An 8,690-nucleotide genomic window follows, 5' to 3' on the forward strand; every position below is an offset into this window, starting at 1 on the left:
AATGAAAAAGGGCCACGTCCGAAAACGTGGCCCTTCATGTATGGCGCGGCTGGCAGGAATCGAACCCACGACCCCTTGGTTCGTAGCCAAGTACTCTATCCAGCTGAGCTACAGCCGCGAGGGAGCGAAGTGTATCACTTCACGTTGCCGATGTCACCTGCTTCAGGATTTGCGGATGCCGATCGTCACCAGGTACTCGCGCGGCATGGCAACGCCCAGGTCCGACTTGAAGCCGTCATGGAAGGCGATGAAATCCCGCTTCAGGTTCTCCAGGCGGTCACCGTCAAGTGTCGAGGCGAGCGTCCGCGTGGGTCCATAGCCGGTGACGAACAGGTTCCATGCCGCTTCTCCGTCCGGCGTGCGCAGCACCGAGGTGCCCTGCTCGAAGCGCAGGTCGAAGCTCGCTCCCAGCAGTTGCTGCACGCGCTCGCGGCCGCCCCATTCGAAGGGGGATGGCGGCGCGGGCGTGGCCGGAGCGGCCATGTAGGTTTTCATGACCTTGAACACGCCGACCATCGCGCTGTCGGGCAGCCATGCGGTCAGGGCGATGCGGCCGCCCGGCTTGCATATGCGGGAGAGTTCGTTGGCGGCGGCTTCCGGCCTGCTGGCGAACATCACGCCGAAGGTGGAGATCACGGCATCGAAGGTCTTGTTTTCAAAAGGAAGCGATTCGGCATCGCCAACCTGGAAGTCGATCTTCAACTGCTCGTCGTTGGCGCGCGCCCGAGCGGCCTCGATGAGATCGGCGCCGAGGTCGATGCCGGTCACTTGCGCGCCGCGCGCTGCAACCCGGCGCGCGGCCCAGCCTGTGCCGGTGGCAACGTCGAGCACGCGCTCCTGCGGTTTCGGGTCCAGCCGGATGACACAGTGCTCGATTGCATCGGCAATGGTCTGGCTGATCCGTTCGTAATTCGCACCGCCGCTGTTCCATACCGCGGCAGGCTTCTGGTTGTGCTGCTGGATGGTTTGTTCGCTCATGTCGATCCTCCTCGGAAAAGAGCGTTGCCGCGAGGCGGGCACGACGTTTCCGGCGGAAACGCCTGTGCCGCCTCGCGGAGGCGCACTTTCCAAGATAGGCAGCAAAGCCGCCGGGAGCTTGACGAGGGACAGATATCGCGCAAACGCCGGCATGCCGGCGTGCGAGTTACACGCCGGACAGAGCGCCGTCCGCCACTCCCACCAGAGCGATCGCCGCCGAAGTGTCGTCGGGAGTAACCGCCGCTGCAATCGCCATGCCACGGGTAATTGCTTCGCCGGGATCGATGCACGTCAGCCCCTGCTCCACGGCATAGTAGTTGGCGACGGCAAGCTTGTTGTCCAGCAGGTCGGCAACCCAGCCCCATGTCGCGTTGCCCTTGAAGCTGTGCGCCGAGTTCAGCATGGTGGCGATCAGGCTGCCCTTGCTTGCCCGGCCGTCCGCAAGTTCGCCCGCCCAGTACGCCACGTCTTCGTCGGGCGGCGCGCTCGTGCCGGAGCGGCCGAGCACGTTCTTGTAGATGACCTTCACAAAGTCTGCATTGCTCATCGTGCTCGAGTAGCCGGTCAGCGTACTGAACTGGACGGCCGCCTGATAGAAGTTGTCGGCAATGCTCGCCATGCTCTGCCCGTTGCGGAATTGCGCGATCCAGTAGCCCAGGCCCTCCGCGTCCGGAACGCGGTTGAAGAAGGCCACGTACAGCTCTTCGAGCATCTTGAGATCGGCCGCGGCAATGCTGCGCGCGGCGCTACCGATCTGCAGATCGACCGTCACATCGGAGAAGTGCAGCCGCTCGATGCCGGCAAGGGTATCGGTCCCCTCGCCGCCCGTCTTGTCGGTCACCGTGATGCCCTGTCCGTTCCTGGCGATGGAGAAGCTTGCACGTGCGCCCGCATAGAGTGCAGTGTCGGTGCCGTCTCCACCGTTGATCACATCGTTGCCGGCGCCGCCGCGGATGCTGTCGTCGCCGCCGTAGCCGTAGGCGCGTTCCTCGCCGGTGGAGAGCGTGATGGCGTTGCCGTTGTTGGTCCCGTGAATCCAGCGTCCCGGGAGGTCGGATGCCAGCATGTCCTGCGATGCGCGCAGCTCGCCGGTGAAGAAATCGCGTCCCTGCGACCAGTCGAACTCCACGCTGTCCACCCTGACCTTGTAGTCGCTGAATCCGGTCGCCGGATTGCGGCCGAAGTTGGTCGCGGCAAACATCACGTACTTGCCCGAGGCGGGATCGACCGCAACCAGCTGGCCGTCCTGCAGGCCGGCCGGATACTGCGTCTCCTTGAAGAAGCCGCGGCCGTCATTGACCAGGAAGCGCGTCGCTGCGGCCAGGTCTGCGTTGCTCATCGATTGTGCGCGGTACACCACGATGTCCTTGAATCCGTCGGCATTGATGTCGACCGCTTCGATCGAGTCGTAGTGCGAGTAGTTGATGCCGGGCGTATGGACGAAATCGGTGTGCGTGCTGCTGGCATCGGCAAAACCGCTGCCGGTATTGATGAGGACCTGGACCGCCGCGCCGGCATAGTATTCGTAGGACGCGTCATTGCGCTTGTCCTTCGTCACGACGGACACCAGGTCTTGCCGTCCGTCGGCGTTGACGTCCAGCGCAACGGCATCGAGATAGATCGAGCCGCTGGTGGACTCGGTCGTGCCGGGGCTTTCCCAGTACTGCGAACCGTGCCCGTACGGCCCGGCGGGCAGATCGATTTTCCTGCTGTCGCTGAAAAAGCCCTTGCCGTCATTCAGGAAAACCTTGCCCCTGTATGTCGCGCCCATCGGCAGCATGCCGAGGTCGAGCGCGCCGTCGCCGTTGGCGTCGAACAGGATGCAGCCGGTGTAGGTATTCTGCTCGAGCGTTTTTGGCGCGCCGTTGGAGAAGGTGGAGGTCACGACGGGAGCGGGATTGCGCAAGGATTCGGGCAGCCGCGTGCGGTCGAATCCGAAACCGCCCTTGCCGTCGTTGACCAGGAAATAGGATGCCGCCTGCGGCGACTGGTTGATGGAATCGATGAAGATGTCGGGCCGGTTGTCGCCGTCGATATCGCCGACGGCAACGCTGTGCGAGAACAGTTGCGGCATGCCTGCAACGGCAACGTTGGTATGGGCGGCCTGGCCGGACATCAGCACATACGACACTTCGCCCGGCCACGGTCCGTAGGGTTTGCCGTCGAGATAAGGATCCTGGCCCGAGGCGCCGATCACGACATCGCCCTTTCCGTCGCCATTGAAATCGGCGCTCTTGATGCGGTTGACCAGCGTCGGCGCGACATTCGCGCTCATCGCGCCGTCGGCCAGCTTGTAGCTGCCGTCGGCCTGCTGCAGGAAGAAGCGTACGGGCGAGTAGCCGATCACTGTCGTGCTGAATGCGGCTTCCGGATCGAAGCGCAGCACGACGTCCTGGCGGCCGTCGCCGTCGAGATCGGTGACGGTCCAGCGCGGATTGCCTCCCGCATCGGCATTGTCGAACGGGGTGCCGCGCGTGATGCGAAAGCCGCTCGGCAAGAGCGAGGACACGGAGACCTTGACGCCGTCGGCCCCGGCGCCGGTGAACTCAATGACCTCGATGTTCTTCAAGGTCTTGGTGCCGTAGTTCCCGTCGTTCGGATCGGTATTGCCGACAGTGAAGGTTTTTTCCGCTTCGTTGTAGGCGATCGAGAATTTGGTGGACGGCGAAAAAAGGAACTGCACCTTGTCCTCGCCGTCGCGACCATCGACGAAGTCGTCGCCGGAGCTGGTATAGAAGGCGTCGTTGCCGTCGCTGCCAAGCAAGGTATCGGCATTGCCTGAGCCATGCACGGAGCGGATATTGACCAGAGTATCCACGGTACCGAATCCGTCCTCCACGGTACCGGCGCGCAGGTCGAGCACGACGCCTTTCGGCGATCCCCAGTAGGCGGCCGTGGACTGCGCGGCCGTGCCGATCAGGGTGTCGTTGCCCGCGCCGCCGATGGCATTGAGGGCGCCGAAGCGGATGCTGTCGTTCCCGCCCTCGCCGTAGATCGGCGTCCAGTCGGGCACGCCCAGGGCCGTTTGGTCGATGACGTCGTCTTTGTCCGTGCCGTGATAGTCCATGCTTTTATTGCTTCATAGAAAGCTTTGCATCTTGCCACAGGCGGGCAAGTGCTGCAGGACGTATTTGCGGTTAGCGTTCGTAGCCGCCGTTGAACGAATCTGCTGCCGGCGGGAAGTCGGGCGGCACCATCTCGACCGCCTGTTCGATGATTCTTTCCATCTCGTCTTCGCGCATGTCGGGCACGGGCACGGGCTCAGGCACAGGCACCGGACGCGACGCAGGTGCGCGGCGCACCGCCGGCTTCGGCTCTTCCTTCGTCCAGCCGAAGATTTCCGTCACCCTGTTCATCAGCGACGCAAAGAACGACTCGGGCGGTTTCGGGAAGCGCGCGCCGCCATCGACGAGCTTCGCCTGCAGCGTGCGCCGCGTGAAGTCGCCCACCAGGGGCAGCGCCGTGTGCGCGCCTTGCCCCCAGTAGCTGCTGCGCATCGTGACGCGCGCATCGTTGAATCCGACCCATGCGCCGGCGACCAGGCGCGGGTGCATGAGGATGAACCAGCCGTCCGTATTGTTCTGCGTGGTGCCGGTCTTGCCGGCCACGTCCACGCGGCTGCCGAGCTGCCACCGGATCGCGCGGCCGGAGCCCTGGTCGATTACCGCGCGCAGCATGCCGGTCAGCGCGTGCGCGGTTTCCTCGTCGAGCACGCGCTTGCCTTCGCTGGTGAAGCTGTCGAGCTCTTTGCCCTCCTTGTCGAGGATACGGCTGACCATGATGGGCTTGCGCGCTTCGCCGCCGGTGGCAAAGGTGCCGTAGGCGGACACCATTTCCAGCAGCGTGACCGGGCTGGTGCCGAGCGCGAGCGCGGGCACCGGTTCGAGCGGGCTCTGGGCCACGCCCATCCTGCGCGCGAACTCGGCAACGCGGCGCGGTCCGACTTCTTGCATCACCTGCGCGGTGATGGTGTTCTTCGATTGCGCCAGCGCTTCGCGCAGCGTCATCTCGCGGCCGCTGGGCCCGGACATGTCAGTGGGCTTCCAGACGGTGCCGTCGGGCATCGGGATCTCGACTTCGGTGTCGCTGAAGCGTTTGTCCGGCGACATGCCTTTCTCAAGCGCGGCGCCGTAGACGAAGGGCTTGAAGGTGGAGCCCGGCTGGCGGCGCGCGGTGGCGACGTGGTCATACTGGTCGATGCCGAAATCGCGGCTGCCCACCCAGGCCTTCACATGGCCGGTCAACGGATCGATGGCGACGAAGCCGGTTTCCAGCCGCGTCTTGTCGGCCAGCAGCGGCAGCACGAAGGCGGCATCGGCCTTGAGCTGCCTGAGCGCCTCGTCGGCGGGCATGCCGCCCTCGACCGCCCTGCGGTAGGGCGCGGACTCGCGCACGAAGGCATCGAGCAGGTCGCCGCGGGCGCGCCACAGGTAGCCGGAGGGGCGCGTGCGCGGATGAATGGCGTTGGCGGGCGTCCTGCGCGCCATGCCCGTGCCCCATTCGCCGTCTGCCACGCCCTGCAGCCGCCGCAGCTGGCGCTCGACCGCCTGTTCGGCGTATGCCTGCATGCGCGCATCAATGGTGGAGACGACCACCAGGCCGTCGGAATACAGGTTGTAGTCGTTGCGGTCGGCCCAGTCGATCAGCCACTTGCGCACCTGCACCGCGAGATGCGGCGCCATGCCGACCGGCTCCGGCTGACGTTCGAAGTCGAGACGGATCGGTCGGGTTTTCAGGCGCTCGAATTCGGCCTTGGACAGCACGCCCCTGCGCGCCATCTGCGACAGCACCACGTTGCGGCGTTCCAGCGCGCGCTCGGGGCGCAGCACCGGGTTGTAGTAGCTGGTGCCTTTGAGCATGCCGACCAGGGTCGCGCTTTCCAGCACGTTGAGCCCGGCGGCGGATTTGTCGAAGTAGGTGCGCGCCGCCATTTCGATGCCGAAGGCGTTGTACAGGAAAGGCACCGTGTTGAGATAGGTGAGCAGGATTTCCTGCTTCGAGTAGGCGAGCTCGATCTTCAGCGCGGTGACCAGCTCCTTGAGCTTGCGGTTGATGCTGCGCTTGCGGCCGATCTCTTCCGGGTAGAGGTTGCGCGCGAGCTGCTGCGTGATGGTGGAACCGCCTTCGGGATCGCCCTGCAGCGTACGCACGATGCCGGCCGCGGTGCGCCGGAAATCGATGCCGAAATGCTGGTAGAAGCGGTGGTCTTCGGTGGCGATCAGCGCGTTGATCACATGCGGGGAAATGCGGTTCAGCTCGACCCACTCGCGGTTCATGCGCTTGAACACTGCAAGCTCCTTGCCGTCGGCGGACAGGAGCACGCTCGGCGTCTCTGCCTTGGCCTTGCGCAGGTCGGCGATGCTGGGGGTGAAGGGGATCAGGAGGATGGTATAGGCAAGCAGCAGCACCGTGCCGATGGCCGCGCTGGCGATGCCCGCCTTGACCAGTGCCTTAAGCCTCGCCGGCCAGCCGAGGGCCGGGTCGATGACAGACTTGAAATATCCGGCAATCCGGGTGGTGATCCGCGACAGGCGTGCGCGCGGCGACTTATCTGCTTCCAAGGTGGCTTCCTGTATTCTGGCGGCCGCTGAGCGGGCCGCGCTTGCTGCAGGGGAAGCATTTTACCGTTGCCGAGAGGAATAACGGAACGAAACCGCCCGGGGCATGCCAAAGTGGAATGCCCGAAACACAAGCATTGATGCGATGAGTTCGATACTTTTCCCGGATGCGCCGCGCTTTTCGCCGTCACTGAACGACGGCGAACCGGTGCGCGCGTGGGTGATGCCGGCCACCTTGCCGAGGCGGGGCTATACAAGGGCCTGCGTCGCCCTGCCGCCCGGCATGCCGGATTGCCTTGAAGTGAGCGTCGTGCGCTCCATCGAAGGAACCGAGCGCACGACGGCGGCCGTCTATGGCGCCCGGGTCTATCTGATCCACTACGAGTTCAAGCCGAACTGACGAGGGTACGGAATGCACCCTCGCCCGTCAGACCTCAACCGCCAAAGGGTTGCGGCCTCGGGGTTGCGTCGGTGGACGGCGGCAGGATCGGCATCTTGAAGGACGGCATGTCGCCGGTCAGGGTCTTCAGGAAGGCGACGATCTTTGCATTCTCGTCATCGCTGAACTTCTTGCCCAGCTGCAGGCGTCCCATCACGTCGACCGCATCCTTCAGCGTGGCGGCAGCGCCGTCATGGAAGTAGGGATAGGTCATTTCCACGTTGCGCAGCGTCGGCACCTTGAAGGTGAAGCGGTCGGCATCCTTGCCGGTCACCGCAACGCGGCCTTCCGCCGGGCTCGATGCCTTGTAGGGTTCCACCACGCCCATCTTCTGGAAGGAGTTGCCGCCCACCGCCGGGCCGTTGTGGCAGGCGACGCAGCCGCTGTCCTTGAACAGCTTGTAGCCCTCAAGCTCGAACGCGGTGATGGCCTTCTTGTCGCCGGCCAGCCACTTGTCGAAGCGCGAGTTGGGGGTGACGAGGGTTTCCTCGAATGCGGCGATGGCCTTGGTGACCTTGTCGATATCCACCTTGTCCGAACCGAAGGTCTTCTTGAAATCGCTCACATAGCCCGGGATGGATTGCAGCACTTCGATGGCGAGCGCATGGGTCGATGCCATTTCGCCCGGATTGGCGATCGGGCCGCCGGCCTGCGCCTTGAGGTCGGCCGCCCGGCCGTCCCAGAACTGCGCGACGTTCATGCTGGAGTTGAGCACGGTGGGCGAGTTGATCGGGCCCTGCTGCCAGTTATGGCCGATCGAGGACTTGAGGTTGTCGGTGCCGCCCATCGACAGGTTATGGCAGGAATTGCACGAAATGAAACCCGACTTGGACAGGCGCGGATCGAAATACAGCTTCTTGCCGAGTTCGACGAGCGCAGGATTTTGCGGCTTGGCGGCCTTGATCGGTTCGATCGGTTCGGCGCCCTTGGCACCGTAGGCCATGCTTGCCGCAAGCAGTGAAACCGCCGCGGCGGTGAGAGAAAGTACGCGAGTTGTGTGCATGATGCGCTCCACTTGAAAAAGCCTTTTGTTAAAGACCATTATAGGAGCGTGGTTTTTCTGAGAGGCAAGCCTTTTCTGAAAACCTATCCTGGATCAAGCACTACGGTAGTTTTACGGTAGCGCGCAGGAGACATGTCGCGTTCTCCTGCGCGCAGGTGATGCACTTATGTCATGCACCGGGCCGGCGCGGCTGCTTGACGGTGCGCAGATAGGGCTTGATGGTGTTCCAACCCTCGGGGAACAAGGTCTTCGCTTCCTCATCGCTGACGGACGGCGGAATGATGACATCCTCGCCCGGCTTCCAGTTGACCGGTGTGGCCACCTTGGTCGACGCGGTCAGCTGGATTGAATCGAGCACGCGCAGGATCTCGTCGAAATTGCGGCCGGTGCTCATCGGATAAGTGAGCATCAGCTTGATCCGCTTGTCGGGGCCGATCATGAACACGGAGCGCACGGTGGCATTGTTCGCCGGCGTGCGGCCTTCCGACGTGCCGGGCTCATCTGCCGGCAACATGCTGTACGTCTTGGAAACGGAGAGGTCGCTGTCGGCGATGATCGGGTACTGCGGCAACGTGCCCTGGGTTTCCTCGATATCCTTGAGCCACATCTTGTGGCTGTCCACCGGATCGACGCTCAGGCCGATAAGCTTGCAGCCGCGCCTGGTGAATTCCGGCTCGATCTTGGCCATGTAGCCGAGTTCAGTCGTGCATAC

General features: G+C 63.8%; 6 protein-coding genes and 1 tRNA gene. 1 reads left to right on the forward strand and 6 read right to left on the reverse strand.

Annotated elements, in window-relative coordinates; all coding sequences use genetic code 11:
* Positions 1 to 41: 41 nt before the first annotated feature.
* The 4 genes from VFF99_RS16135 to VFF99_RS16150 form a co-directional block, all read right to left on the reverse strand.
* Positions 42 to 118 (reverse strand) — tRNA-Arg (locus tag VFF99_RS16135).
* Positions 119 to 162: 44 nt separating this feature from the next.
* Positions 163 to 978, reverse strand: a complete 816-nt coding sequence (locus VFF99_RS16140) for a class I SAM-dependent methyltransferase (protein ID WP_325019669.1) — start codon at positions 976 to 978, stop codon at positions 163 to 165.
* 166 nt (positions 979 to 1,144) lie between these two features.
* Positions 1,145 to 4,045 carry an FG-GAP-like repeat-containing protein gene (locus tag VFF99_RS16145; RefSeq protein WP_325019671.1) on the reverse strand — a complete coding sequence of 967 codons (2,901 nt, stop codon included), beginning with the start codon at positions 4,043 to 4,045 and terminating at the stop codon, positions 1,145 to 1,147.
* Between the two features lie 70 nt (positions 4,046 to 4,115).
* Positions 4,116 to 6,464: a penicillin-binding protein 1A gene (locus tag VFF99_RS16150; protein ID WP_414691548.1), complete on the reverse strand. Its 2,349-nt coding sequence runs from the start codon at positions 6,462 to 6,464 to the stop codon at positions 4,116 to 4,118.
* A 217-nt stretch (positions 6,465 to 6,681) separates the two neighbouring features.
* Here VFF99_RS16150 and VFF99_RS16155 point away from each other — a divergent pair, with 217 nt between their 5' ends.
* Entirely contained in the window at positions 6,682 to 6,936 is a 255-nt protein-coding gene (locus tag VFF99_RS16155; protein WP_325019672.1) for a hypothetical protein, read from the forward strand.
* Positions 6,937 to 6,970: 34 nt separating this feature from the next.
* Here the strand turns inward: VFF99_RS16155 and VFF99_RS16160 are convergent, their stop codons facing one another.
* Together VFF99_RS16160 and VFF99_RS16165 are read right to left on the reverse strand one after the other, a co-directional pair.
* Complete coding sequence (locus VFF99_RS16160; protein WP_414691549.1) at positions 6,971 to 7,918, reverse strand: cytochrome-c peroxidase; 948 nt, start codon at positions 7,916 to 7,918, stop codon at positions 6,971 to 6,973.
* Positions 7,919 to 8,147: 229 nt separating this feature from the next.
* A partial coding sequence (locus tag VFF99_RS16165) for a redoxin domain-containing protein (RefSeq protein ID WP_325019676.1) occupies positions 8,148 to 8,690 on the reverse strand: 543 nt, incomplete at its 5' end.

Origin of the sequence: Noviherbaspirillum sp., assembly GCF_035654295.1 — a bacterium.
In the GTDB taxonomy this organism is placed as follows: domain Bacteria; phylum Pseudomonadota; class Gammaproteobacteria; order Burkholderiales; family Burkholderiaceae_D; genus Noviherbaspirillum.

Excerpts from the sequence above, each read along its gene's own strand:
- VFF99_RS16140 (WP_325019669.1), bottom strand. The coding sequence starts at position 978 with ATGAGCGAACAAACCATCCAGCAGCACAACCAGAAGCCTGCCGCGGTA.
- VFF99_RS16145 (WP_325019671.1), bottom strand. The coding sequence starts at position 4,045 with ATGGACTATCACGGCACGGACAAAGACGACGTCATCGACCAAACGGCC.
- VFF99_RS16155 (WP_325019672.1), top strand. The coding sequence starts at position 6,682 with ATGAGTTCGATACTTTTCCCGGATGCGCCGCGCTTTTCGCCGTCACTG.
- VFF99_RS16160 (WP_414691549.1), bottom strand. The coding sequence starts at position 7,918 with ATGGCCTACGGTGCCAAGGGCGCCGAACCGATCGAACCGATCAAGGCC.